The organism is Pseudomonas sp. LPB0260, from assembly GCF_013388395.1.
The window spans coordinates 855,938-880,898 of sequence record NZ_CP058247.1; the positions used below are offsets into that span (position 1 = coordinate 855,938).

The 24,961-nt window shown below is 66.1% G+C and carries 21 protein-coding genes and 1 riboswitch; of the genes, 11 read left to right on the forward strand and 10 right to left on the reverse strand.

Going from position 1 to position 24,961, the window contains the following annotated elements:
* The first annotated feature begins 2 nt into the window (after window positions 1-2).
* A complete protein-coding gene (locus LPB260_RS03655) occupies window positions 3-236 on the forward strand; it encodes a DUF2789 domain-containing protein (protein ID WP_208707282.1) in 234 nt (77 codons plus the stop codon).
* 21 nt (window positions 237-257) lie between these two features.
* On the opposite strand, the gene LPB260_RS03660 is transcribed toward LPB260_RS03655, so the two are convergent.
* Window positions 258-764 carry a YgjP-like metallopeptidase domain-containing protein gene (locus LPB260_RS03660; protein WP_208707283.1) on the reverse strand — a complete coding sequence of 169 codons (507 nt, stop codon included), beginning with the start codon at window positions 762-764 and terminating at the stop codon, window positions 258-260.
* A 310-nt stretch (window positions 765-1,074) separates the two neighbouring features.
* On the opposite strand from LPB260_RS03660, the gene LPB260_RS03665 reads away from it, so the two are divergent.
* Window positions 1,075-2,691 carry a M28 family metallopeptidase gene (locus tag LPB260_RS03665; protein WP_208707284.1) on the forward strand — a complete coding sequence of 539 codons (1,617 nt, stop codon included), beginning with the start codon at window positions 1,075-1,077 and terminating at the stop codon, window positions 2,689-2,691.
* 106 nt (window positions 2,692-2,797) lie between these two features.
* Here LPB260_RS03665 and LPB260_RS03670 read toward each other — a convergent pair whose 3' ends face one another.
* The 5 genes from LPB260_RS03670 to tkt form a co-directional block, all read right to left on the reverse strand.
* Window positions 2,798-3,160, reverse strand: a complete 363-nt coding sequence (locus LPB260_RS03670) for a hypothetical protein (RefSeq protein ID WP_208707285.1) — start codon at window positions 3,158-3,160, stop codon at window positions 2,798-2,800.
* 327 nt (window positions 3,161-3,487) lie between these two features.
* Window positions 3,488-4,552 carry a class II fructose-bisphosphate aldolase gene (fba, locus tag LPB260_RS03675; RefSeq protein ID WP_208707286.1) on the reverse strand — a complete coding sequence of 355 codons (1,065 nt, stop codon included), beginning with the start codon at window positions 4,550-4,552 and terminating at the stop codon, window positions 3,488-3,490.
* 146 nt (window positions 4,553-4,698) lie between these two features.
* A complete protein-coding gene (locus tag LPB260_RS03680; protein WP_208707287.1) occupies window positions 4,699-5,862 on the reverse strand; it encodes a phosphoglycerate kinase in 1,164 nt (387 codons plus the stop codon).
* Between the two features lie 5 nt (window positions 5,863-5,867).
* Window positions 5,868-6,935 (reverse strand): erythrose-4-phosphate dehydrogenase, encoded by a 1,068-nt coding sequence (gene epd, locus LPB260_RS03685; RefSeq protein ID WP_208707288.1) that lies wholly within the window; start codon window positions 6,933-6,935, stop codon window positions 5,868-5,870.
* A 71-nt stretch (window positions 6,936-7,006) separates the two neighbouring features.
* Complete coding sequence (gene tkt / locus LPB260_RS03690; RefSeq protein ID WP_208707289.1) at window positions 7,007-9,004, reverse strand: transketolase; 1,998 nt, start codon at window positions 9,002-9,004, stop codon at window positions 7,007-7,009.
* A gap of 208 nt (window positions 9,005-9,212) precedes the next feature.
* Here tkt and LPB260_RS03695 point away from each other — a divergent pair, with 208 nt between their 5' ends.
* Complete coding sequence (locus LPB260_RS03695) at window positions 9,213-10,226, forward strand: metalloregulator ArsR/SmtB family transcription factor (protein WP_208707290.1); 1,014 nt, start codon at window positions 9,213-9,215, stop codon at window positions 10,224-10,226.
* A gap of 21 nt (window positions 10,227-10,247) precedes the next feature.
* Complete coding sequence (metK, locus tag LPB260_RS03700; protein ID WP_208707291.1) at window positions 10,248-11,438, forward strand: methionine adenosyltransferase; 1,191 nt, start codon at window positions 10,248-10,250, stop codon at window positions 11,436-11,438.
* Window positions 11,439-11,523: 85 nt separating this feature from the next.
* On the opposite strand, the gene LPB260_RS03705 is transcribed toward metK, so the two are convergent.
* The gene (locus LPB260_RS03705; RefSeq protein WP_208707292.1) at window positions 11,524-11,973 is read right to left on the reverse strand and encodes a cytochrome c; all 450 of its coding nucleotides are present in this window, start codon (window positions 11,971-11,973) and stop codon (window positions 11,524-11,526) included.
* Between the two features lie 223 nt (window positions 11,974-12,196).
* Window positions 12,197-12,306, forward strand: a riboswitch (S-adenosyl-L-homocysteine riboswitch).
* 24 nt (window positions 12,307-12,330) lie between these two features.
* Between LPB260_RS03705 and ahcY the strand changes: the two genes are divergently transcribed.
* From ahcY to LPB260_RS03720, 3 genes are all read left to right on the forward strand, one after another.
* On the forward strand, window positions 12,331-13,737 hold the full coding sequence (gene ahcY, locus LPB260_RS03710) for an adenosylhomocysteinase (protein ID WP_208707293.1): 1,407 nt from the start codon (window positions 12,331-12,333) through the stop codon (window positions 13,735-13,737).
* Window positions 13,738-13,818: 81 nt separating this feature from the next.
* Window positions 13,819-14,664 (forward strand): methylenetetrahydrofolate reductase [NAD(P)H], encoded by an 846-nt coding sequence (metF, locus tag LPB260_RS03715; protein WP_208707294.1) that lies wholly within the window; start codon window positions 13,819-13,821, stop codon window positions 14,662-14,664.
* 111 nt (window positions 14,665-14,775) lie between these two features.
* The gene (locus LPB260_RS03720) at window positions 14,776-15,573 is read left to right on the forward strand and encodes an ABC transporter substrate-binding protein (protein ID WP_208707295.1); all 798 of its coding nucleotides are present in this window, start codon (window positions 14,776-14,778) and stop codon (window positions 15,571-15,573) included.
* A gap of 55 nt (window positions 15,574-15,628) precedes the next feature.
* On the opposite strand, the gene ppnN is transcribed toward LPB260_RS03720, so the two are convergent.
* Window positions 15,629-17,002 (reverse strand): nucleotide 5'-monophosphate nucleosidase PpnN, encoded by a 1,374-nt coding sequence (gene ppnN, locus LPB260_RS03725; protein ID WP_208707296.1) that lies wholly within the window; start codon window positions 17,000-17,002, stop codon window positions 15,629-15,631.
* Window positions 17,003-17,575: 573 nt separating this feature from the next.
* Between ppnN and LPB260_RS03730 the strand changes: the two genes are divergently transcribed.
* Entirely contained in the window at window positions 17,576-19,381 is a 1,806-nt protein-coding gene (locus tag LPB260_RS03730) for a DEAD/DEAH box helicase (protein WP_208707297.1), read from the forward strand.
* Between the two features lie 99 nt (window positions 19,382-19,480).
* On the opposite strand, the gene LPB260_RS03735 is transcribed toward LPB260_RS03730, so the two are convergent.
* Together LPB260_RS03735 and LPB260_RS03740 are read right to left on the reverse strand one after the other, a co-directional pair.
* A complete protein-coding gene (locus LPB260_RS03735; RefSeq protein ID WP_208707298.1) occupies window positions 19,481-20,059 on the reverse strand; it encodes a YceI family protein in 579 nt (192 codons plus the stop codon).
* Window positions 20,060-20,121: 62 nt separating this feature from the next.
* Window positions 20,122-20,667 (reverse strand): cytochrome b, encoded by a 546-nt coding sequence (locus tag LPB260_RS03740; protein WP_208707299.1) that lies wholly within the window; start codon window positions 20,665-20,667, stop codon window positions 20,122-20,124.
* A gap of 312 nt (window positions 20,668-20,979) precedes the next feature.
* On the opposite strand from LPB260_RS03740, the gene LPB260_RS03745 reads away from it, so the two are divergent.
* The 3 genes from LPB260_RS03745 to LPB260_RS03755 all read left to right on the forward strand — a co-directional run bounded on the left by LPB260_RS03745 (window position 20,980) and on the right by LPB260_RS03755 (window position 24,874).
* On the forward strand, window positions 20,980-22,386 hold the full coding sequence (locus LPB260_RS03745) for an adenosylmethionine--8-amino-7-oxononanoate transaminase (RefSeq protein ID WP_208707300.1): 1,407 nt from the start codon (window positions 20,980-20,982) through the stop codon (window positions 22,384-22,386).
* Window positions 22,387-22,476: 90 nt separating this feature from the next.
* Window positions 22,477-23,196, forward strand: a complete 720-nt coding sequence (locus LPB260_RS03750) for a 16S rRNA (uracil(1498)-N(3))-methyltransferase (protein ID WP_208707301.1) — start codon at window positions 22,477-22,479, stop codon at window positions 23,194-23,196.
* A 193-nt stretch (window positions 23,197-23,389) separates the two neighbouring features.
* Window positions 23,390-24,874 carry a sodium:alanine symporter family protein gene (locus tag LPB260_RS03755; RefSeq protein WP_208707302.1) on the forward strand — a complete coding sequence of 495 codons (1,485 nt, stop codon included), beginning with the start codon at window positions 23,390-23,392 and terminating at the stop codon, window positions 24,872-24,874.
* Window positions 24,875-24,961: the final 87 nt, after the last annotated feature.

A 24,961-nucleotide genomic window follows, 5' to 3' on the forward strand; every position in this document is an offset into this window, starting at 1 on the left:
TCATGGAAAGCCCCATCCACAGTCTTCCGGCCCTGTTCAAGCAACTCGGCTTGCCCGCCGATCAGGGCAGCATCGATCGCTTCGTGCGCAACCACTCGCCTCTGGCGCCGACCTGCAAACTCGCCGACGCCGCCTTCTGGAGTCCGTCCCAGGCGACCTTCCTGCGCGAGGAGATCCTCGAGGACGCCGACTGGGCCGAGGTGGTCGATCAGCTCAACGTGATGCTGCGCGGCTGAGCGGCTCAGGGACCTGAGCGCTCAGCCGGGCCTGGCCGCCGACAGCTCGCGCCAGGTCAGGTACAGGCGCAGGTCGAACTCCAGCTGGCCATAGCCGGGGAGCATGTGCTCGCACAACTGGTAGAACGCCTTGTTGTGCTCGGACTCCTTCAGGTGCGCCAGCTCGTGCACCACGATCATCTGCAGAAATTCCGGCGCCGCCTCCTTGAACAGCGAGGCGACGCGAATCTCCTTCTTGGCCTTGAGCTTGCCGCCTTGCACCCGCGAGATCGCCGTGTGCAGGCCCAGGGCGCGGTGGGTCAGGTCCAGGCGGTTGTCGTAGAGCACCTTGTCCAGCGCCGGCGCATTGCGCAGGTGTTCCTGCTTGAGCGCCATGGTGTAGGCGTACAGCGCCTTGTCACTCTGCACCGCGTGACGACCGGCATAGCGCCGGCTCAGGTAGTCGCCCAGACGCTCTTCGGCAATCAGCTGGCGCACCTGATCGAGCAACTGCGCGGGATAGCCCTGGAGGTATTTCAGTGGAGTCATGGCCGCGGCCCGGTTGCTCGCTGGGATGGATCGGGGCCGCGGAGTATGCCGCAGCGCCGCCCCGCGGGCCTACCGTTCGTCGCCTGAGGCAAGCTGGGCGACGCCCCCGATCACCGAGCCGCCCCCGCTTGCGCGGTCGATTCGCACGCGCCAAAGGGTGCACCAATTCACAGAGATGGTACGGGTGCTCCAAAAACTGAAAAGCCGGGCTAGGCTTCCCCTTCGCGTCCGGATCGATGCAGTTAAGGACCAGTCGCCAGGGGCCACAAGCCGACCTGGCAACGCACTCTCCCTAAGGATTGGAGGAACCATGTCTAGAACAGTTACCCACTGGCGTTTTCTCAGTTGCGCTCTCGCCCTCGCCCTGTCCACCAGCCTGCAAGCTGCCCCGCCGACACCCAGCGACCTGCTCAACGAGTTCTGGAGCCCGGCCCGACCGACCTCGGCCGGCTGCAATTCGGTGCTGCTGAACAACAGCCCGCTGGGCCTGCCCCGCTGCATGCAGGCGCGCAAGACCATGTACCACCTGCAGATGCTGCAGGACATCGCCGCCGCCAACGGCGGCACCCGCGCCGCCGGCCTGCCGGGCTACCAGGCCTCGGTGGACTACGTGAAGCAGACCCTCGAGGGGGCCGGCTACCAGGTCAGCCTGCAGCCCTTCCCGTTCACCGCCTTCTATCCCCAGGGCCCGGGCGAACTGGCGGCACTGGCGCCGACGCCGGCCACCTATGAATGGGAGACGGACTTCACCTACCTGTCGCAGACCGAGGCCGGCAACCTCAGCGCCAGCGTCGCGCCGGTCGACCTGGCCCTGGGGCCGAACAACGCCTCGACCAGCGGCTGCGAGGCGGCCGACTTCGCCGGCTTCCCGGCCGGCTCCATCGCCCTGATCCAGCGCGGTGCCTGCAGCTTCCAGCAGAAGGCCGAGAACGCCGCGGCGGCCGGTGCCGTCGGCGCGATCATCTTCAACCAAGGCAACACCGAAGAGCGCAAGGGCCTGCTCAACGCGACCCTCGGCGACGGCTACGGCGGCGGCATCCCGGTGCTGTTCGCCACCTACGACCTGGGCGCGGCCTGGGCCGCCACCGCCGGCCTGCAACTGCGCCTGATGGTCGATGTGGTGCGCGAGAAGACCGAGACCTACAACATCATCGCCGAAACCCGCCGGGGCAACCCGGACAACGTGGTGATGGTCGGCGCCCACCTCGACTCGGTGTTCGAGGGCGGCGGCATCCAGGACAACGGCTCGGGCAGCGCGGCGATTCTCGAAATGGCCCTGCAGATGCGCAAGGCCCGTCCACACAACAAGGTGCGCTTCGCCTGGTGGGGCGCGGAAGAGTCGGGCCTGGTCGGCTCGACCCACTACGTGCAGAACCTCAGTGCGCAGGAGAAAGCCAAGATCAAGGTCTACCTGAACTTCGACATGATCGCCTCGCCGAACTTCGCCTACTTCATCTATGACGGCGACGGCTCGCAGTTCGGCCTCGAGGGCCCACCCGGCTCGGCGGCGGTGGAGAAGCTGTTCGAGACCTACTACCGCCTGCGCGCGCTGCCGTCGGAGGGTGACGAGATCAGCTTCCGCTCCGACTACGCGCAGTTCTTCCTCGACGGCATCGCCTTCGGCGGCCTGTTCACCGGCGCCGAAGTGCTGAAGAGCGAAGAGCAGGCGGCGAAGTACGGTGGCGACGCCGGCGTCGCCTTCGACCCCTGCTACCACCAGGCCTGCGACAACACCCTCAACATCAACCAGCAGGCCCTGGAGATCAACGGCGATGCCGCGGCGTTCGCCACCAGCTGGCTGTCGTTGTCGACCAAGATCATCGACGACGAAATCGCCGCGGCGCAGCAACCGAGCACCCGCGCCTTCAGCGCACAGCAGTCTGCCGCCTATGACATCACCCACTGGGGCAAGCACTGGGTCAAGTAAGGCATCGCCCCTGACCCACAACGAAGAAGCCAGGCCGCAGGGCCTGGCTTCTTCGCTACACGGCCCGGCAGGCGCTCGCCCACCGGACCGATGAACCCGCGCGCTATCAGCTGCCGCTGCTGAGCGCATGCCCGGGGAAGTGCTCCTTGAACTGGCGCTCGCTCTCTTCCAGGAGGCGACGCCCCTCTTCGATCTCGCGGTTACCGCGGGTCACCTGCTCACGCCCCTCCTCGAGGGCCTGCTCGGCCGAGTCGATCTGCTTCTCGCCCTTGCTGATGCGCTTCTCGCCGTCGCGCACCAGCTCCGAGCCACGATCCCAGTCCGCGGCAAACTGCTTCCTCAACTCCACACGAGCCTGCGCCTCATCGGCGTGTGCCCGCATCAGGTCGGCCGTGCTGGGCTGGCTGGCGCAACCAGCCAGCAGGGTGGAGGCAAAGCCAACAGCGATATAAATGGCATGCTTTCTCATTGATAACCTCGACTCATGTGGACTGCTTGTCTCGCATCCCGCATGCTCGCCTGCGCATTCACTGCACCGGCTCATCCATCCCTAGAAGGCATAGGGCGCACTTCTTCTTGCAGGCATGCTGACGAGTACATAATCAGCACCCTAGTCATTGAGAAGACTCAGATGCCAACAAAGTCACACTACGGCCGAAATACTATTCGCGTCCGCGATGAGCTCGAGATCTATCAATTCCGTCAAAAATCAGCTCCTGCGCCATGACAAGCCCTCCATCGCGGCCAACAAAAAAGCCCGCTCGAGAGCGGGCTTTCTGGCTGACGCGGCGCGGGCTTAGTTGACCTTGGCCGCCAGCTCGCCCTTGGCATAACGCTGGAACATGCCTTCCAGGGAGATCGGCTTGATCTTCGAGGCGTTGCCGGCGGTGCCGAAGGCTTCGTAGCGGGCGATGCAGATGTCACGCATGGCGGTGACGGTGGCGGCGAAGAACTTGCGCGGGTCGAACTCGCTCGGGTGCTCGGCCATCATGCGGCGCATGGCACCGGTGGAGGCCAGGCGCAGGTCGGTGTCGATGTTGACCTTGCGCACGCCGTGCTTGATCCCCTCGACGATCTCCTCGACCGGCACGCCGTAGGTTTCCTTGATGTCGCCGCCGTACTGGTTGATCACCGCCAGCCACTCCTGCGGCACGCTGCTGGAGCCGTGCATCACCAGGTGGGTGTTGGGGATGCGCGCGTGGATCGCCTTGATCCGGTCGATGGCGAGGATATCGCCGGTCGGCGGCTTGGTGAACTTGTAGGCGCCGTGGCTGGTGCCGATGGCGATGGCCAGGGCGTCGACCTGGGTGCGCTTGACGAAGTCGGCGGCTTCTTCCGGGTCGGTGAGCATCTGGCTGTGATCGAGCACACCCTCGGCGCCGACGCCGTCTTCTTCACCGGCCATGCCGGTTTCCAGGCTGCCCAGGCAACCCAGCTCGCCTTCCACCGAGACGCCGCAGGCGTGGGCCATGGCCACGGCTTGCTGGGTCACGCGGACGTTGTAGTCGTAGTCGGCCGGGGTCTTGCCGTCTTCCTTCAGCGAGCCGTCCATCATCACCGAGGAGAAACCCAGCTGGATCGAACGCTGGCAGACATCCGGGCTGGTGCCGTGATCCTGGTGCATGCACACCGGGATATGCGGGAATTCTTCGATGGCGGCGAGGATCAGGTGGCGCAGGAAGGGCGCGCCGGCGTACTTGCGGGCACCGGCGGAAGCCTGGACGATCACCGGCGAGTCGGTCTTGTCGGCCGCTTCCATGATCGCGCGCATCTGCTCGAGATTGTTCACGTTGAAGGCCGGCACGCCGTAGCCGTATTCGGCGGCGTGGTCGAGCATCTGGCGCATGCTGATAAGTGCCATGGTTTCCTGTCTCCCGGTTTGGAGGTCGTTAATCGTGCAAGCCTGCCGCAGGGGCAGGCGCTATTCAAGTATTCGGGGATAAGGGGTCGCTGGCGCGCGCCGCGGTCCAGGCTTCAACGCCCGGCCCACGGCGCGCCCCGGGCGACTCAGCCCCGGGCGCGCTCTTCGAGCACGGCCACGGCCGGCAGCACCTTGCCCTCGACGAACTCGAGGAAGGCGCCACCGCCGGTGGAAATGTAGGAGATGCGCTCGGCCACGCCATATTTGTCGATCGCCGCCAGGGTGTCGCCACCGCCGGCGATGGAGAAGGCCGGGCTCTCGGCGATGGCTTCGGCGAGCACCTTGGTGCCGTTGCCGAACTGATCGAACTCGAACACCCCGACCGGGCCGTTCCACAGGATGGTCCGGCTGGACTTGAGCAGTTCGGCGAACTGCGCCGCGGTCTGCGGACCGATGTCGAGGATCATGTCGTCCTCGGCCACCTCGGCCACCAGCTTGACGGTCGCCTCGGCATCCTCGGCGAAGGCCTTGGCCACCACCACGTCGACCGGCAGCGGTACGCTGACCTTGGCCGCGATGGCCTTGGCGGTGTCCACCAGATCGGCCTCGTACAGCGACTTGCCGACCGGGAAGCCGGCGGCGGCGAGGAAGGTGTTGGCGATGCCGCCACCGACGATCAGCTGGTCGCAGACCTGGCTGAGGCTGTTGAGCACGTCCAGCTTGGTCGACACCTTGGAACCGGCGACGATCGCCGCCATCGGTTTGGCCGGGTTGCCCAGGGCCTTGCCCAGGGCGTCCAGCTCGGCCGCCAGCAGCGGACCTGCGCAGGCCACTGCGGCGAACTTGGCCACGCCATGGGTCGAGCCCTCGGCGCGGTGGGCGGTGCCGAAGGCATCCATGACGAACACATCGCACAGCGCGGCGTACTGCTGGGCCAGCTCGTCGCTGTTCTTCTTCTCACCCTTGTTGAAGCGCACGTTCTCGAACAGCACCAGCTCGCCGGCGGCGATCTCGACACCGCCGAGGTAGTCGGCCAGCAGCGGCACGTCGCGGCCCAGGGCCTTGGCCAGGTAGTCGGCAACCGGCTTGAGGCTGTTCTCCTCGGAGAACTCACCCTCGCTGGGGCGGCCCAGGTGCGAGCAGACCATCACCGCCGCACCCTTCTCCAGCGCCAGCTTGATGGTCGGCAGGGCGGCGAGGATGCGTGCATCGCTCTTCACCACGCCGTCCTTCACCGGCACGTTGAGGTCTTCGCGGATCAGCACGCGCTTACCCTGGAGGTCGAGGTCGGTCATCTTCAAAACGGTCATTGGAATCAGTCCTTCACGGGGGCTGGTGGAACGGTGGCAGAGGAGACTTCGAGAAAATGCTGGGCGACATCGAGCATGCGGTTGGCGAACCCCCACTCGTTGTCGAACCAGGCCAGCAGGTTGACCAGGCGCGGGCCGGAGACCCGCGTCTGGCTGCCATCGACCACCGCCGAATGGGGGTCGTGGTTGAAGTCGCAGCTGGCATGGGGCAGTTCGGTGTAGGCGATCAGGCCCTTGAGCGGCCCGGCTTCGGCGGCCTCGCGCAGCACCCGGTTGATCTCGGCGGCCGAGGTGTCGCGGGCGGTCTGCAGGGTGATGTCCAGGCAGGAGACGTTGACCGTCGGCACCCGGATGGCCTTGGCCTGGATGCGTCCGGTCAGTTCCGGCAGCAGGCGTTCGATGCCCTTGGCCAGGCCGGTGGACACCGGGATCACCGACTGGAAGGCCGAGCGCGTGCGGCGCAGGTCTTCGTGGTGGTAGGCGTCGATCACCGGCTGGTCGTTCATCGCCGAGTGGATGGTGGTGATGGAGACGTACTCCAGGCCCACGGCGTCGTTGAGCAGCTTGAGCAGCGGCACCCCGCAGTTGGTGGTGCAACTGGCGTTGGACACCAGGCGCTCGGCGCCGCTCAAGCGTTGCTGATTGACCCCGAAGACGATGGTGGCGTCGATATCCGCCTCGCCGGCCATCGGCTGCGACAGCAGCAGCCGCGGTGCACCGGCCTCGAGGAAACGCTCGGCCTCGGCACGGCTGGTGTACTGCCCCGAGCACTCCAGCAGCAGGTCGATGTCCAGCGCCGCCCAGTCGATGCCTTCCGGCTCCTCCTGGCGCAGCACCTGCACGGAAGTGCCGTTGATATGCAGGCAGTCCCCTTCGACCCGTACCTCGCCGGGGAAGCGCCCGTGGGTCGAGTCGAAACGGGTCAGGTATTCGAGGCTGGCCTGGTCGGCCAGGTCGTTGAGGGCGACGATTTCCAGCTGCGCGCCCGCACCGCGCTCGTGCAGCGCGCGCAGCACGCAGCGACCGATGCGGCCGTAGCCGTTGAGGGCAACTCTATAGGGACGCTTGGACATGGCGATCTCGATGGATAAACGACCGTAGGATGAGCCGCGCCGCGCGCAGCCCGACCCATCCTAACTGCTGATCAGCCTTCCAGCAGTTCGGCCGCGGTTTCCAGGACGTTTTCCAGGGTGAAGCCGAAGTGCTCGAACAGCGCCGCCGCCGGCGCCGATTCGCCGAAGGTGGTCATGCCGATGACCCGACCCTCGAGCCCCACGTACTTGTACCAGAAGTCGCTATGGGCGGCTTCGATGGCGATCCGCGCGCCGACCTGCAGCGGCAGCACGGCCTGCTTGTAGCCGGCGTCCTGCTGGTCGAACACGCTGGTCGACGGCATCGACACCACACGCACCTTGCGGCCCTGCTCGCTGAGCTTGTCGTAGGCCTGCACGGCCAGGCCGACTTCCGAGCCGGTGGCGATGAGGATCAGCTCCGGCTCGCCGGCGCAGTCCTTGAGCACGTAGCCGCCGCGGGCGATGTCGCCCAGCTGCGCCGCGTCGCGGCTCTGGTGCGGCAGGTTCTGGCGGCTGAAGATCAGCGCGCTGGGGCCATCGCTGCGCTCGATCGCGCACTTCCAGGCCACCGCCGATTCCACCGCGTCGGCCGGACGCCAGGTGTTGAGGTTCGGCGTGCAACGCAGGCTGGCCAGCTGCTCGATCGGCTGGTGGGTCGGGCCGTCCTCGCCCAGACCGATGGAGTCGTGGGTGTAGACGAACAGCACGCGCTTCTTCATCAGCGCCGACATGCGCACGGCGTTGCAGGCGTATTCCATGAACACCAGGAAGGTCGCGCCGTAGGGGATGAAGCCGCCGTGCAGGGCGATGCCGTTCATGATCGCGCTCATGCCGAACTCGCGCACGCCATAGAACATGTAGTTGCCCGAGGCGTCCGCCGCGGAGACGCCCTGGCAACCCTTCCACAGGGTCAGGTTGGAGCCGGCCAGGTCGGCCGAGCCGCCGAGGAATTCCGGCAGCAGCGGGCCGAAGGCGTTCAGCGCGTTCTGGCTGGCCTTGCGGCTGGCGATGGTCTCGCCCTTCTCGGCGACTTCCTGGATGTAGGCGGCGGCCTTCTCGGCGAAGTCGGCCGGCAGCTCGCCCTTGATGCGCCGCTGGAACTCGGTGGCCAGTTCCGGGTAGGCGGCGGCGTAGGCGGCGAAACGCTCGTTCCACTCGGCCTCGACGGCGGCGCCGGCCTGCTTGGCGTCCCACTCGGCATAGATCTCCGCGGGAATCTCGAACGGGCCGTGCTCCCAGCCCAGGGCGGCGCGGGTCAGGGCGATCTCGTCGACGCCCAGCGGCGCGCCGTGGCAGTCTTCCTTGCCCTGCTTGTTCGGCGAGCCGAAGCCGATGGTGGTCTTGCAGCAGATCAGGGTCGGCTGCGCGCTCTTGCGCGCGGTGTCGATGGCGATCTTGATCTCTTCGGCGTCATGGCCGTCGACGTTGCGGATCACCTGCCAGCCGTAGGCCTCGAAGCGGTTCGGCGTGTCGTCGGTGAACCAGCCTTCGACCTCGCCGTCGATGGAGATGCCGTTGTCGTCGTAGAAGGCGATCAGCTTGCCCAGGCCCAGGGTGCCGGCCAGCGAGCAGACTTCATGGCTGATGCCTTCCATCATGCAGCCGTCGCCGAGGAACACGTAGGTGTTGTGGTCGACGATGGCGTGGCCGTCGCGGTTGAACTGCGCAGCCAGGACCTTCTCGGCGATGGCGAAACCCACGGCGTTGGCCAGGCCCTGGCCGAGCGGCCCGGTGGTGGTCTCGACGCCCGGGGTGTAGCCGTATTCCGGGTGGCCCGGGGTGCGGCTGCCCATCTGGCGGAACTGCTTGAGGTCCTCGATGCCGAGGTCGTAGCCGGTCAGGTGCAGCAGCGAATAGATCAGCATCGAGCCATGGCCGTTGGACAGCACGAAGCGGTCGCGGTCGGCGAACTCGGGGTTGTTCGGGTTGTGCTTGAGGTAGTCACGCCACAGCACTTCGGCGATATCCGCCATGCCCATCGGGGCACCCGGGTGGCCGCTGTTGGCTTTCTGCACGGCATCCATGCTCAGGGCACGAATGGCATTGGCACGCTCACGACGGCTGGGCATCGCTGAATCTCCTGCTGGGGCTGATCACGAAAAAGGCGGCCATTTTCGCCCACCCGGGCGGTGCGGGGCAATGACAGATGGTCGCAGGTCCGGCTTTTCTCGGGCCAGGCGCGGCATCAACAAGGCAAATCGCGCCACGACAGCAATATCAAAACTTTTTGATATTGCTGTTGCTGTATGAAAATTGACCGACTAGACTTCGCGCCCTATGAATATCCGCGTGCCCCAGCTGAGCTTCGAGCCTGCCGACGAGCTGGCCGCCCTGTGCAAGGCCGGCGGCGACCCGTTGCGGCTGAATGTGCTGCGAGCCCTGGCCAACGACTCGTTCGGCGTGCTGGAGCTGGCGCAGATCTTCGCCACCGGCCAGTCGGGCATGAGCCATCACCTCAAGGTACTGGCCCAGGCCGGCCTGGTGGCCACGCGCCGCGAGGGCAACGCGATCTTCTATCGCCGCGCCCTGGCCCAGGGCGACTCGCTCGGTGGCACGCTGCACGCGGCGCTGCTGGAGGAAGTCGACAGCCTGGCGCTGCCCGCCGAGGTGCAGGCGCGGATAGCCGCAGTGCACGGCCAGCGGGCGGCGACCAGCCAGGATTTTTTCGCCCGCTGCGCGGCCAGCTTCCAGGCCCAGCAGGACCTGATCGCCGGACTGCCGCAGTACCGCGACAGCGTGCTGGCCCTGCTCGACGCCCTGGGCTTCGCCGGCGACGCCACGGCCCTGGAGGTCGGCCCCGGCGACGGCAGCTTCCTGCCCGAGCTGGCCCGGCGCTTCGCCCGGGTCACCGCGCTGGACAACAGCCCGGCGATGCTCGAGCTGGCTCGCCAGCGCTGCATGAAGGAAGGATTGGACAACGTCGCGCTGCAGTTGGCCGACGCATTGAATGACGAGTACCCGAGCGCCGACTGCGTGGTGCTGAACATGGTCCTGCACCATTTCGCCGCCCCCGCCGACGCGCTCAAGCAGCTGGCACTGCGCGTAAACCGCGGCGGCAGCCTGCTGATCACCGAGTTGTGCAGCCACAACCAGAGTTGGGCCAGGCAGGCCTGCGGCGATCTCTGGCTGGGCTTCGAACAGGACGACCTGGCCCGTTGGGCCATCGCCGCAGGGCTCACGCCCGGCGAAAGCCAGTACCTGGGCTTACGCAATGGTTTCCAGATTCAGGTGCGGCACTTCGCCAAACCGGATGAACACACCGGCCCACGGGCCACCCTCACCCACCGGTAATTAATTTAGGAAGACCGATAGATGAGCGAATACTCCCTGTTTACCTCCGAGTCCGTGTCCGAAGGCCATCCGGACAAGATCGCCGACCAGATTTCCGACGCGATCCTCGACGCCATCATTTCCCAGGACAAGCATGCCCGCGTGGCCTGCGAGACCCTGGTCAAGACCGGCGTGGCGATCATCGCCGGCGAAGTCACCACCTCGGCCTGGGTCGACCTGGAAGAGCTGGTGCGCAAGGTCATCGTCGACATCGGCTACGACAGCTCCGACGTCGGCTTCGATGGCGCCACCTGCGGCATCATCAACATCATTGGCAAGCAGTCCCCGGACATCAACCAGGGCGTCGACCGCAGCAAGCCGGAAGACCAGGGTGCCGGCGACCAGGGCCTGATGTTCGGCTACGCCAGCAACGAGACCGACGTGCTGATGCCGGCGCCGATCTGCTTCAGCCACCGCCTGGTCGAACGCCAGGCCGAGGCGCGCAAGTCCGGCCTGCTGCCGTGGCTGCGCCCGGACGCCAAGAGCCAGGTCACCTGCCGCTACGAGAACGGCAAGGTGGTCGGCATCGACGCCGTGGTGCTGTCCACCCAGCACAACCCGGACGTCAGCTACAACGACCTGCGCGAAGGCGTGATGGAGCTGATCGTCAAGCACGTGCTGCCGGCCGAACTGCTGCACAAGGACACCCAGTTCCACATCAACCCGACCGGCCAGTTCATCATCGGCGGCCCGGTGGGCGACTGCGGCCTGACCGGGCGCAAGATCATCGTCGACTCCTACGGCGGCATGGCCCGTCACGGTGGCGGCGCCTTCTCCGGCAAGGACCCGTCCAAGGTCGACCGCAGCGCCGCCTATGCCGGCCGCTACGTGGCCAAGAACATCGTCGCCGCCGGCCTCGCCGAGCGCTGCGAGATCCAGGTGTCCTACGCCATCGGCGTGGCCCAGCCGACCTCCATCTCGGTCAACACCTTCGGCACCAACAAGGTCAGCGAAGACAGCATCATCAAGCTGGTCCGCGAGGTCTTCGACCTGCGCCCATACGCCATCACCAAGATGCTCGACCTGCTGCACCCGATGTACCAGCCGACCGCGGCCTACGGCCACTTCGGCCGCGAGCCGGTGGAGATGAGCTACGGCGACGACAACTTCACCGCCTTCACCTGGGAGAAGACCGACAAGGCCGCCGAACTGCGCGCCGCCGCCGGCCTGTAAGCCCCCGCTATAAGAAAAAAGCCCCGCATCCGCGGGGCTTTTTTATTTGTTGGACAACGCCACGAGGGCTCAGTCGCCCGCTCGCTCAGAACGCGCGAAACTCCTTGTGGCAGGCCTCGCAACTGTCCTCGACCCGCTGCACGACCGGCGCCAGCTCGCTCTGGCGCAGCGGCGGGGCGGTGGTGGCCTCGACCAGGGCGGCCGTCGCCCCCTCGAGCTCGCGGGCCAGCGCCTGGAAACGCGCCTGGCGCTGCCACACCTCGTCCTTGGCGCGGGTGTCGTCCTCTTCCTTGACCTGGGGGAAGTGCTGCCAGGGCTCGCGCGCCAGCTGATCCAGCTCCGCGGCACCCTGGATAAAGCGCTGCTCGTCGAAGGCGATGCGCCCGCGCAGCATGCCGCCCAGGTCTTCGCTGGTCTTGAGCATCTGCTTGAAGATCGCCTGGCGCTTGCCCAGGGGCGAATCCGGGTCGACGCCGCCGCAGGCGGCCAGGGCCAGGCTGATGAACAGGACGGGTAAGGCGATCTTCAGTTTCATAGGCAATAGGTTCGACGGTGAAAAACGGGCCACAGTATCCCGACTCGTGACGCCCGGGCCAAGCGCGGTGTTTTGCCACAAATGTCGAGCGGGCGAATCCGTCGATCTGCCGGCAACCCTCGAGACGGCCAATCCGGCGACGGAAAGCCTTGGGCTCGGCGAGCGCCGCCGCTATAATCGGCGGGCTTCACGCGACCGGCACCGCTCCGGTCGTGCCCGCCACCCGTCCGAGGGGCGCTGCAGCAGACCCTGTCCACAGGGATTTGTCAGGCTCGGATGGGGCGTGCTCTCTCCCGCAGAGGGCGTTCAACGCATCAACGGCGCCCATTCGCAGACAACGAATGGAGAACTCTATATATGAGCGCTGTAATGACGCCTGCCGGTTTTAACGACTACAAGGTCGCCGACATTTCCCTGGCCGCCTGGGGCCGTCGCGAGCTGATCATCGCCGAGTCCGAGATGCCCGCCCTGATGGGCCTGCGCCGCAAGTACGCCGGCGAACAGCCACTCAAAGGCGCGAAGATCCTCGGCTGCATCCACATGACCATCCAGACCGGCGTGCTGATCGAGACTCTGATTGCCCTCGGCGCCGAGGTGCGCTGGTCGAGCTGCAACATCTTCTCCACCCAGGACCAGGCCGCTGCCGCCATCGCCGCCGCCGGCATCCCGGTGTTCGCCTGGAAGGGCGAGACCGAAGAAGAGTACGAGTGGTGCATCGAGCAGACCATCCTCAAGGATGGCCAGCCGTGGGACGCCAACATGATTCTCGACGACGGCGGCGACCTGACCGAGATCCTGCACAAGAAATACCCGGCGATGCTGGACAAGATCCACGGCATCACCGAGGAAACCACCACCGGCGTGCACCGCCTGCTCGACATGCTCAAGGCCGGCACCCTGAAAGTCCCGGCGATCAACGTCAACGACTCGGTGACCAAGAGCAAGAACGACAACAAGTACGGCTGCCGCCACAGCCTCAACGACGCCATCAAGCGCGGCACCGACCACCTGCTGTCGGGCAAGCAGGCCCTGGTGATCGGCTACGGCGACGTGGGCAAGGGCTCGGCGCAGTCGCTGCGCCAGGAAGGCATGATCGTCAAGGTCAGCGAAGTCGACCCGATCTGCGCCATGCAGGCCTGCATGGACGGCTTCGAGCTGGTTTCGCCCTACAAGAACGGCATCAACGACGGCACCGAGGCCAGCGTCGACGCCGCCCTGCTGGGCAAGATCGACCTGATCGTCACCACCACCGGCAACGTCAACGTCTGTGACGCCGGCATGCTCAAGGCACTGAAGAAGCGCGCCGTGGTGTGCAACATCGGCCACTTCGACAACGAGATCGACACCGCCTTCATGCGCAAGCACTGGGCCTGGGAAGAAGTGAAGCCGCAGGTGCACAAGGTCCACCGCAACGGCCTGGACCTCGACCCGCTCAACGACGACTACCTGATCCTCCTGGCCGAAGGCCGCCTGGTCAACCTGGGCAATGCCACCGGCCACCCGAGCCGGATCATGGACGGCTCCTTCGCCAACCAGGTGCTGGCGCAGATCTTCCTGTTCGAGCAGAAGTTCGCCGACCTGCCGGCGGCGCAGAAGGCCGAACGCCTGTGCGTGGAAGTGCTGCCGAAGAAGCTCGACGAGGAAGTGGCGCTGGAGATGGTCAAGGGCTTCGGCGGCGTGGTCACCCAGCTGACGCCGAAGCAGGCCGAGTACATCGGCGTGACCGTGGAAGGCCCGTTCAAGCCGGACAGCTACCGCTACTAAGCCTCCGGCCGCAGGCGCCCCGCACAGCCCCTGGGCCGTGCCGGGCGCCTCGCCCCATCAGCCTCACGCCTGGATATTCCTATGAGCCAAGAACACAGCTTCAGCTTCGAGTTCTTCCCCGCGAAGACCGAGGCCGGGCATGAAAAACTGCTGAACACCGCGCGCGAACTGGCCGCCTACAAGCCGGACTTCTTCTCCTGCACCTATGGCGCCGGCGGCTCCACCCGCGATCGCACGGTTTCCACCGTGCTGCAGCTGAATGACGAGGTGCGGGTAGCCACCGCACCCCACCTGTCCTGCGTCGGCGACAGCAAGGCCGAACTGCGCCAGCTGCTGAACCTGTACAAGGACGCCGGGATCAAGCGCATCGTCGCCCTGCGCGGCGACCTGCCCTCCGGCATGGGCATGGCCAGCGGCGAACTGCGCTACGCCAACGAGCTGGTCAGCTTCATCCGTGAGGAGACCGGCGAGCACTTCCATATCGAGATCGCCGCCTACCCGGAGATGCATCCCCAGGCGCGCAACTTCGAGGCCGACATCGCCAACTTCGTGCGCAAGGCCAAGGCCGGCGCCAGCAGCGCGATCACCCAGTACTTCTTCAACGTCGACAGCTACTTCTACTTCGTCGAGCGCGTGCGCAAGCTGGGCGTGGACATCCCGGTGGTGCCCGGCATCATGCCGATCACCAACTACAGCAAGCTGGCGCGCTTCTCCGATGCCTGCGGCGCGGAGATTCCGCGCTGGGTGCGCAAGCAGCTGGAGGCCTACGGCGACGACAGCGACAGCATCCGCGCCTACGGCGAGCAGGTGGTCAGCGAGATGTGCGAGCGCCTGCTGCAAGGCGGCGCGCCGGGCCTGCACTTCTACACCATGAACCTGGCCGGCCCGAGCCTGGCGATCTGGAACAACCTCAAGCTGTCGCGCTGAGGCCAGACGCAACCCTGAGGCCGCCTCTTCCGGCCCCAGGGTTGTGACCGCCTGCCGGTTTGCCGCAAGCGCGCCCTTTCCCGAGCCCGACGGCCCGCGTATTCTGGACCGATGACGGCACTCCAACGACAATTACTCGTCATCCTCCTCCTCGCCAGCTCTTGCCTAACCGCCCAGGCCCAGCCTCTGCGCCTGGTGAGTGAAGCCTGGCCTCCCTACATCTATGAGGAACAGGGCCAGCTGCGCGGCCTGGATTACGAAGCCGCGCACATCGTCCTGCAGCGCCTAGGCGTCGAAGTGGAGTGGCAGCTGATGCCCTGGAAGCGCTGCCTCGCGGCGTTCAGCCAGGGCCGGGTGGACGGCATCTTCGATGTCTTCCAGACCGCCGCACGCCAGGCCACCATGCTGTTCCCCAGCGAACCGTTGTCGGAAATCGAGTTCGTGCTGTTCCACAGCGCGGCGCGCCCCTACCGCTATCGTCGACTGAGCGACCTGGACGGGCTCAAGGTCGGGGTATCCGCCGGCTACTGGTACGCCAATCGGGCCTTTCGCGAATCCGAGCGCTTTACCCGGGAACCGGCGCCCACCCACGCGGCCAATTTCGGCAAACTGCAGCGCGATCGCATCGATCTGGTGATCAACGACCATCGCGCTGGGCACTTCCTGCTGAACCAGATGGGCCTGAGCAAGACGATCGGACACAGCCCCAAGGTGATCAGTCGCGACCGCCTGTACCTGGGCCTGCGCCGCGATGGCGGCTTCGAAGCGCTGGCCGAGCGCTTCGCCGAGGAACTGCGCCGCTTCAAGCGCGAGCCGGGCTATGCCGCCCTGCTCGCCCGTTACGCGCCGCCCCATGAGGTGCACAGCGTTAGCGCGCCAGAAGCGGCGAGCGCTGCCCCCAACCCCTGAAAGCCGGGCGATTGCCGGCCACCTCCGCAGCCGGCAACTTCAGGGGGCGCGCCCCTCAGGCCACCACCTTGTAGCTCGGCACATAGGCACTGCCGCCCGGCAGCTTCATCCGCTGCTGGTCGACGAACGCCTGCAGCAGACGGTCCAGCGGCCGCATGATGCTTTGGTCACCGGTGATCTGGTACGGGCCATGCTCCTCGATCAGGCGAATACCCTGGACCTTCACATTGCCGGCCACGATTCCGGAGAACGCCTGGCGCAGCTGCGCCGCCAGTTCATGCACCGGCTGCGCGCGGGTCAGCTTGAGACCGGCCATGTTCTCGTGGGTGGGCTCGAAGGGACGCTGGAAGGTCTCGTCGATCTTCAGCAGCCAGTTGAAGTGGAAGGCATCGTTGCGCTCGCGGCGGAACTGGGTAACGTCCTTGATTCCCTGGGCCATCTCCCGCGCCACCTCGGCCGGGTCATCGACGATGATCCGGTAACGCTGCTGCGCCTCCTCACCCAGGGTCGCGCCGATGAACTGGTGCAGCTGCTGCAAGTAGGCCTCGGCGCTGCGCGGCCCGGTGAGGATCAGCGGGAAGGGCAGCTCCCTGTTGTCCGGGTGCATGAGGATGCCGAGCAGATAGAGGAACTCCTCGGCGGTACCGGCCCCGCCCGGGAAGATGATGATGCCGTGGCCGACCCGTACGAAGGCCTCCAGGCGCTTCTCGATATCGGGCAGGATGACCAGCTCATTGACGATCGGGTTGGGCGCCTCGGCGGCGATGATGCCCGGCTCGGTCAGCCCCAGGTAACGCCCGGTGACGTTGCGCTGCTTGGCGTGGGCGATGGTGGCGCCCTTCATCGGCCCCTTCATTACTCCGGGGCCGCAGCCGGTGCAGACGTCCAGGCCGCGCAGGCCCAGTTCGTGGCCGACGATCTTGGTGTACTTGTACTCCTCGCGATTGATCGAGTGCCCGCCCCAGCACACCACGATCTTCGGCTCCACGCCGGCACGCAGGGTGCGGGCATTGCGCAGCAGGTGGAAGACATAGTCGGTGATGCCCTGGGAGCTGCTGAAATCGACCCGCTTGTTCTCCAGCTCGCTCTGCGTATAGACGATATCGCGCAGGGCGCTGAACAGCATCTCCCGGGTGCTGGCGATCATTTCGCCATCGACGAAGGCGTCGGCCGGGGCATTCAGCAGCTCGAGACGGATGCCACGATCCTGCTGATGGATGCGGATCTCGAAGTCCGGGTAGGCCTCGAGGATGGTCTTGGCGTTATCGCTGCCCGAACCGGTGTTGAGTATCGCCAGGGCGCACTGGCGAAACAGCGCATAGACGCTGCCGCAACCGGTCTCCCGCAGCTGCTGCACTTCGCGCTGGGACAGGGTCTCCAGGCTTCCTTTGGGGGACACCGAAGCATTGGTGGTGTTTCTCGTGGCCATTGCAGGCGCTCCATCGTGGTGAGGCCGACCAAGCCTGCAAGGCCTGATCGTTGAGTCAAGTTATAGACCAGCGGCCGCTCGGTCCGGCATTCGCCAGGGGCAAACCCGGGCATTGCTGCCGTTGCGCCGCGCCGGTCTGGGTCGAGACCGCGGCGTCAGCGACGCCCCCGATCGACATGGGGTGACGACTGCGCAGCATGATCTCCGAGACGATGCGACTTTGCACGTCGAGCTTTACTGCGCCGTCGCCGGCCGAGGGATTATTCGTCCCCGCCCCCTCTGCAACGGCCTCCTCGAAACGCCGAGGCACGCACGGACAGCCTCCTGCAGGGACCAGTGCGCCGGGCTGACAGTGGCTTGAATCGCAGGTGCAGAGGAAACCCGTACCAGCGGACAGGCGAAAAGTCCCACGGCGTCCTTGTTCTGTTATACTCGGGCCTCCCCGCCAGGCTTGCGCCCGGATGCTAGCCCCCAGTTGGCCAGCAGTACCGGACGGGATTGCGCGCCCCACGCCGCGATTCAAGCCAGGCAATACACCCCATAGGGCCTCGCCCTCACTAGACAGGATTGCACATGTCCTTTGCCTCCCTCGGTCTCTCCGAGGCTTTAGTCCGTGCGGTCGAATCCGTCGGCTACACCCAACCCACGCCGGTGCAACAGCGGGCCATTCCCGCCGTGTTGCAAGGTCGCGACCTGATGGTGGCGGCTCAGACGGGTACAGGTAAGACAGGCGGCTTTGCCCTGCCGATCCTCGAGCGACTGTTCCCCAACGGTCACCCGGATCGCGAACACCGCCACGGCCCGAAACAACCGCGCGTGCTGGTGCTGACCCCCACCCGCGAGCTGGCCGCCCAGGTGCACGACAGCTTCAAGGCCTACGCCCGCGATTTGCATTTCGTCAGCGCCTGCATCTTCGGCGGCGTTGGCATGAACCCCCAGATCCAGGCCCTGGCCAAGGGTGTCGACGTCCTGGTGGCCTGCCCCGGACGCCTGCTCGACCTGGCCAACCAGAGAGCCATCGACCTCTCCCACGTCGAGATTCTGGTGCTCGATGAAGCCGACCGCATGCTCGACATGGGCTTCATCCACGACGTCAAGAAGGTCCTCGCCAAGCTGCCGACCAAGCGTCAGAACCTGCTGTTCTCGGCGACCTTCTCCAAGGACATCACCGACCTGGCCGGCAAGCTGCTGCATAACCCGGAACGCATCGAAGTGACGCCGCCGAACACCACGGTCGAGCGCATCGAGCAGCGCGTGTTCCGCCTGCAGGCCAGCCACAAGCGCGCCCTGCTCGCCCACCTGGTCACCGCCGGTGCCTGGGAGCAGGTGCTGGTCTTCACCCGCACCAAGCACGGCGCCAACCGCCTGGCCGAGTACCTCGACAAGCATGGCCTGCCGGCCGTGGCGATTCACGGCAACAAGAGCCAGAACGCCCGCACCAAGGCCCTGGCCGACTTCAAGGCCAACAAGGTGCGCATCCTGGTCGCCACCGACATCGCCGCCCGCGGCCTGGACATCGACCAGCTGCCCCACGTGGTCAACTTCGAGCTGCCGAACGTCGAGGAAGACTACGTGCACCGCATCGGCCGCACCGGCCGTGCCGGACGCAGTGGCGAGGCGATCTCGCTGGTCGCTCCGGACGAAGAGAAGCTGCTCAAGGGCATCGAGCGGATGACCAAGCAGAAGATCGCCGACGGCGACCTGATGGGCTTCGATGCCAGCAAGGTCGAGGCCGAGCGTCCGGAAGTCCGCGAACCGCAGAAGCCGCGCCCACCACGTGGCGGCGGTGCCGGCGGCGAGCGCCACGGCAGCGGCCGCAAGGACAAGGGCAAGGACAGCGGCAAGGCCAAGTCCCAGCCGAGTCGCGGCCAGCAGCAACCGCGGGCGGCGCGCCCGGCCGCGGCGGCCATCCCCGCCTTGCCTCCCGACCGTGCGCCGGACGAGTTCCGCGATGACGAGATCGACAACTTCGGCAACCGGGTCGACTACGTCAGCCCGCACCAGAACAAGCCGCAGAACCGCGGCCGCCGCCCCGCAGCAGCGGCTGCCGCCGGCACTCCAGCCCAGGCTCCTCGCGGACAGGGCAAGGGACCTCGCAACAGCGGCACTGGCACCGGCCAGGGCAAGCGTCAGGGTGGCCAGGGCCGCACGGGCGGTGGTCGCGCGCGTCCGCCGCGCGACGCCAGCACCTCGCTCAACCGCGACGAGCTGCCCCTCCAGGAACCCGCCGTGAAGAGCACCCGCGACAAGCAGCCGGTGATCATGCACAAGGGTTCGCGCAGCGACCGCTTCCCCACCCCGGAGCAGCTCGACCAACTGCCGAGCAGCCGCCCTCGGGGCGAGAAGCCGGCCCTGCTGACGCGCAACCGCGACAGCTGAGCCGTCACGCCGACAGGCGCGCCCCGCAACGGGCCTGCCTGATCAGCGGAAACGAAAACGCCGGCCCAAGGGCCGGCGTTTTCGTTGGGGCGTTCTCGCTTACTGGCGCACGCCTTCCACCGAGAGGATCAGCTCGACTTCCTGGGAAGCCGGGCCGAGGTCCATCTGGATATCGAAGTCCTTGAGCTTCAGCTTGGTCGAACCGGAGAAGCCGGCGCGGTAGCCGCCCCACGGATCCTCGCCCTGGCCGACGAAGGTGGCGGCGATGACCACCGGCTTGGTCACGCCGTTGAGGGTCAGGTTGCCGGTGATATCGGCGGTGCCCTCACCGGTGCTTTTCACCGCCGTGGACTCGAAGGTCGCGTTCGGGTGCTTGCCGACATTGAGGAAGTCGCCGCTGCGAAGGTGCTTGTCACGCTCGGCGTGATTGGTATCGACGCTGGCAGTGTCCAGCGTGACCTTGACCTTGCTGGCTTCCGGATTCTTCTCGTCGTAGCTGAAGCTGCCTTCGAACTCCTTGAAGGTACCGTACAACCAGCTGTAACCCAGGTGGTTGATCTTGAAGTTGACGAAGGCGTGCTGGCCTTTGGTGTCGATCACGTAATCGGCGGCCAGGGCCTGGCCGGCGCCGAACAGGGCCGAGCCGAGCGCCAACGCGGCGAGGGTCTTTTTCAACATGACGAATCTCCTTGTGAGGGTGTGCGGGTCGATAGGTGGAAGCTGGCGGAAGGCCAAGCGCATCAGCGCCCGAGCATGCGCCGCAGCGTGGCGTCGTGATCGATGAAGTGGTGTTTGAGCGCCGCCAGGGCGTGGATGCCGGCGAAGACCACCAGGGCCCAGGCCAGGTACTCATGCACCAGCCCGGCGACATCCTCCTGGCCGGGAATGCCGGTGACGGTCGCCGGCACCTCGAACAGGCCGAATACGGGAATGCCACGCCCCTCGGCGGTCGAGATCAGGTAGCCGGAGACCATCAGCACGAACAGCCCCAGGTAGAGAAAGCCATGCCCTAGCTTGCTGCCCAGACGGGTCAGTCGACCATGATTCGACAGGCTCGCCGGCGGCGGACTGAGCCGTCGCCAGAGCATGCGCCCGAGCATCACCGCAAACAGCAGCAGGCCGAAGCTCTTGTGCAGCTCCGGCGCAGTCTTGTACCAGCTGCTGTAGTAGTCCAGGCCGACCATCCAGTAACCCAGGCCGAACAGGCCGTAGACCGCCACGGCCACCAGCCAGTGCAGCACTATGCTGACCAGACCGTAACGCTCTGAAGTGTTGCGCCACTGCATGTCGAATCGGCTCCACAACGCGGGCTCGCCTCGAGCCCTTGGAAAATACCCAGCAAGACTATCAACAAAGCATTCGATAAAAAGCGGAAAAATTCGCTCTGAAATATCGAGAAATACGATGCTTGATTGGCTTCTTGCGTGCCAGCAGCCTTAGGTCGACGAACGCCGCGCCGGTTCTGCGCGGCCCTCCCAACGGCAGCATTTGGCGGATGAACGGCAGTCCCTCGCCGGGCGGCCAACCTAGCGGATGCCCGCCCCATAGCCGCGGACACATCTGATAGGCTTGCCGCAGATGATTGGGAGAGCGTTTCGATGAGCCTGAATGACCACTGGATGCAACGCGACCTGGCCGTGCTCTGGCACCCCTGCACCCAGATGAAAGACCACGAGCAGCTGCCACTGGTGCCGATCAAACGGGGCGAAGGCGTGTGGCTGGAAGACTTCGACGGCAAGCGCTACCTCGACGCGGTCAGTTCCTGGTGGGTCAACGTGTTCGGCCATGCCAACCCGCGGATCAACCAGCGCATCAAGGACCAGGTCGATCAGCTGGAGCACGTGATCCTCGCCGGTTTCAGCCATGCGCCGGTGGTCGAGCTGTCCGAGCGCCTGGTCAGGATGACCCCGGCCGGCCTGGATCGGGTGTTCTATGCCGACAACGGCTCGTCCTGCATCGAAGTGGCGTTGAAGATGAGCTTCCACTACTGGCTCAACGTCGGCCAGCCTGCGAAGAAGCGCTTTATCACCCTGAGCAACAGCTACCACGGCGAGACCGTGGCGGCGATGTCGGTCGGCGACGTCTCGCTGTTCACCGACACCTACAAGGCGCTGCTGCTCGACACCCTCAAGGTGCCCAGCCCCGACTGCTTCTACCGCCCGGAGGGGATGGGCTGGGAGGAACATTCGCGGGCCATGTTCGCCCACATGGAACAGTGCCTGGCCGAGCACCACCGGGAGGTCGCCGCAGTGATAGTCGAGCCGCTGATCCAGGGCGCCGGCGGCATGCGCATGTACCACCCGATCTACCTCAAGCTGCTGCGCGAAGCCTGCGATCGCTATGGCGTGCACCTGATCCATGACGAGATCGCCGTCGGCTTCGGCCGCACCGGGACGATGTTCGCCTGCGAACAGGCCGGCATCCGCCCGGACTTCCTCTGCCTGTCCAAGGCCCTGACCGGCGGCTACCTGCCGCTCGCCGCCTGCCTGACCACCGACACCATCTACCAGGCGTTCTACGACGACTACTCGACCCTGCGCGCCTTCCTCCACTCGCACAGCTACACCGGCAACCCCCTGGCCTGCGCCGCGGCCCTGGCGACCCTGGACATCTTCGAGCAGGACGATGTGATCGAGGCGAATAAACAACTGTCTGCGCGGATGGCCAGCGCCACCGCCCACCTGGCCGATCACCCCCACGTCGCCGAGGTGCGCCAGACGGGCATGGCCCTGGCCGTCGAGATGGTTCAGGACAAGGCCAGCAAGACTGCCTATCCCTGGCAGGAGCGCCGCGGCCTCAAGGTCTATCAGCACGCCCTGCAACGCGGCGCATTGCTGCGCCCCCTGGGCAGTGTGGTGTACTTCCTGCCGCCCTACGTGATCACCCCGGAGCAGATCGACTTCCTCGCCGAGGTGGCCAGCGAAGGCATCGACATCGCCACCCGCGAGTCGCTCAGCGTGGCGGTGCCGAGCGGCGCCCGCGTCGACTTCCGCGACCCGGGCTGAGGTTCGGCGGCCGGTGACCCGCGCCCTACAAGCGGGTCACCGATCAGGGTAAGCTTTGCGCTTTCCGTCCACGGCTTGCCCTTCAGTCCCATGCGCCTTTCCCGTTTCTTCATCGACGCCCCCCTGTCCCTCGGCCAACACCAGTTGCCGGAAGCCCAGGCCCACTACATCGGCCGCGTGCTGCGCCATGCCGCCGGCGATGCCGTGCAGCTGTTCGACGGCAGCGGCCAGGAATATCTCGGCGAGCTGATCGAGGTCGGCAAGAAGAGCGTACGGGTCGAACTGCGCGAGGCCTTTGCCGGCCTGGCCGAATCGCCCCTGAGCATTCACCTCGGCCAGGGCCTGTCGCGCGGCGAGCGCATGGACTGGGCGATCCAGAAGGCCACCGAGCTGGGTGCCAGTGAGATCAGCCCGATCGTCAGCGAGCGCTGCGAAGTCCGGCTGAAGGATGAGCGCGCCGACAAGCGCATGGCCCACTGGCGCCAGGTGGCGATCAGCGCCTGCGAGCAGTGCGGCCGCTCGGTGCTGCCACTCATCCACCCGCCGATCGCACTCGGCGACTGGCTGCAGCGGGTCGAGGCGCAGCTCAAGCTGGTGCTGCACCCGGTGGCAGAGCCCCTGGTGAGCCATGCCCGACCGCAGTCGCTGGCGTTTCTCATCGGCCCTGAGGGCGGCCTGGCGGAGGCCGAGGTCGAGCAGGCCAAGGCCGCCGGTTTCCTCGCCGCCCGCCTCGGCCCGCGGGTGCTGCGTACCGAGACCGCGCCGGTGGTGGCGCTGTCCGTCGCTCAGCAATTGTGGGGCGACTTTTAGGGCTGGAACTCTCGTCTCAATCTGGCTATCTTGTGCGCCGCCCGCGACCTGCCCCTATCCAGGCACGACGTGGCACCTGGTACGGCGAGTACTTCGCCAAGCCAAACGAGTCTCCCCTACAACTACAAAAGCCATAACAGGACTGCGACTCCATAAGAGCGCCGCAGCTTGAGATGGCACGGAGCGTTCTGCGATGAATGATCTAGTCAATAGCCTCAATGGTCTCGTCTGGAGCCCGGCACTGATCTACCTGTGCCTCGGTGTCGGCCTGTATTTCACCCTGCGAGGCCGCTTCCTCCAGGTGCGCCACTTCAAGGAAATGATTCGCCTGGTCTTCGCCAAGCGCACCAGCAGCCACGGTATCTCCTCCTTCCAGGCCCTGACCATGACCCTCGCCGGTCGCGTCGGTACCGGTAACATCGCCGGTGTGGCCACTGCCATCACCTTCGGCGGCCCGGGCGCCGTGTTCTGGATGTGGATGGTTGCCTTCCTCGGCGCCAGCTCGGCCTTTATCGAGTCGACCCTGGGTCAGGTCTACAAGGAAGACATCGACGGCCAGCACCGCGGCGGTCCGGCCTTCTACATCGAGAAGGGCCTGGGCATGAAGTGGTACGCCTGGGTCTTCGCCCTGGTCACCGTACTGGCTTGCGGCCTGCTGCTGCCGGGCGTTCAGGCCAACTCGATCGGCAACGGTCTGAACAACGCCATGGGCATCGACCCGAGCACCACCGCAGCCGTGCTGGCGGTCATGCTGGGCCTGATCATCTTCGGCGGCATCAAGCGCATCGCCACCTTCGCCGAGGTCGTGGTGCCGTTCATGGCCCTGAGCTACATCATCGTCGCCTGCGTGATCATCGGCCTGAACATCGAGCAGCTGCCCGGCGTGGTCGCCCTGATCATCGAAAGCGCCTTCGGCATGCAGGCCGGCTTCGGCGCGATCCTCGGCCTGGCCATCATGTGGGGCGTGAAGCGCGGCGTGTACTCCAACGAAGCTGGCCAGGGCACCGGCCCGCACGCATCCAGCGCCGCGGCGGTCAGCCATCCGGCCAAGCAGGGCCTGGTGCAGGCCTTCTCCGTGTACGTCGACACCCTGTTCGTCTGCTCGGCCACGGCCTTCATGCTGCTGATCACCGGCCAGTACAACGTACAAGGTCCTGACGGCGAAGCGCTGCACATCGGCATCGCCGGCGTCGCGGCCGGCCCTGGCTACGTGCAGACCGCCATGGAGAACATCCTGCCGGGCTTCGGCTCCTACTTCGTGGCCATCGCCCTGTTCTTCTTCGCCTTCACCACCATCATCGCCTACTACTACATCGCCGAAACCAACATCGCCTTCATCAACCGCAAGATCCACCGCCCGTGGCTGACGCTGGCGCTGAAGTTCGGCATCATCGCGGCCACCGTCTACGGCACCGTGAAGACCGCCGACCTGGCCTGGGGCCTGGGCGATCTGGGCGTGGGCATGATGGCCTGGCTGAACATCGGCGCCATCCTGCTGATGCACAAGGTTGCCTACACCTGCCTGAAGGACTACGAGGCCCAGAAGAAGCAGGGCCTGGACCCGGTCTTCGACCCCGAGAAGCTCGGCATCAAGAACGCCGACTACTGGACCGGCAAGAAAGGCAGCGACAGCGCCGAAGCGCCAGCCGCTGAAGCGCAGCCGGAAAGCGCCCGCTAAGCGCGACTGAAAAGCCCCGCGCGCCACGCTCCGTCAATCCGGAGCCTGGCACGCGGGGCTTTTTTGTGGGCGAATGATGGGCGCCGC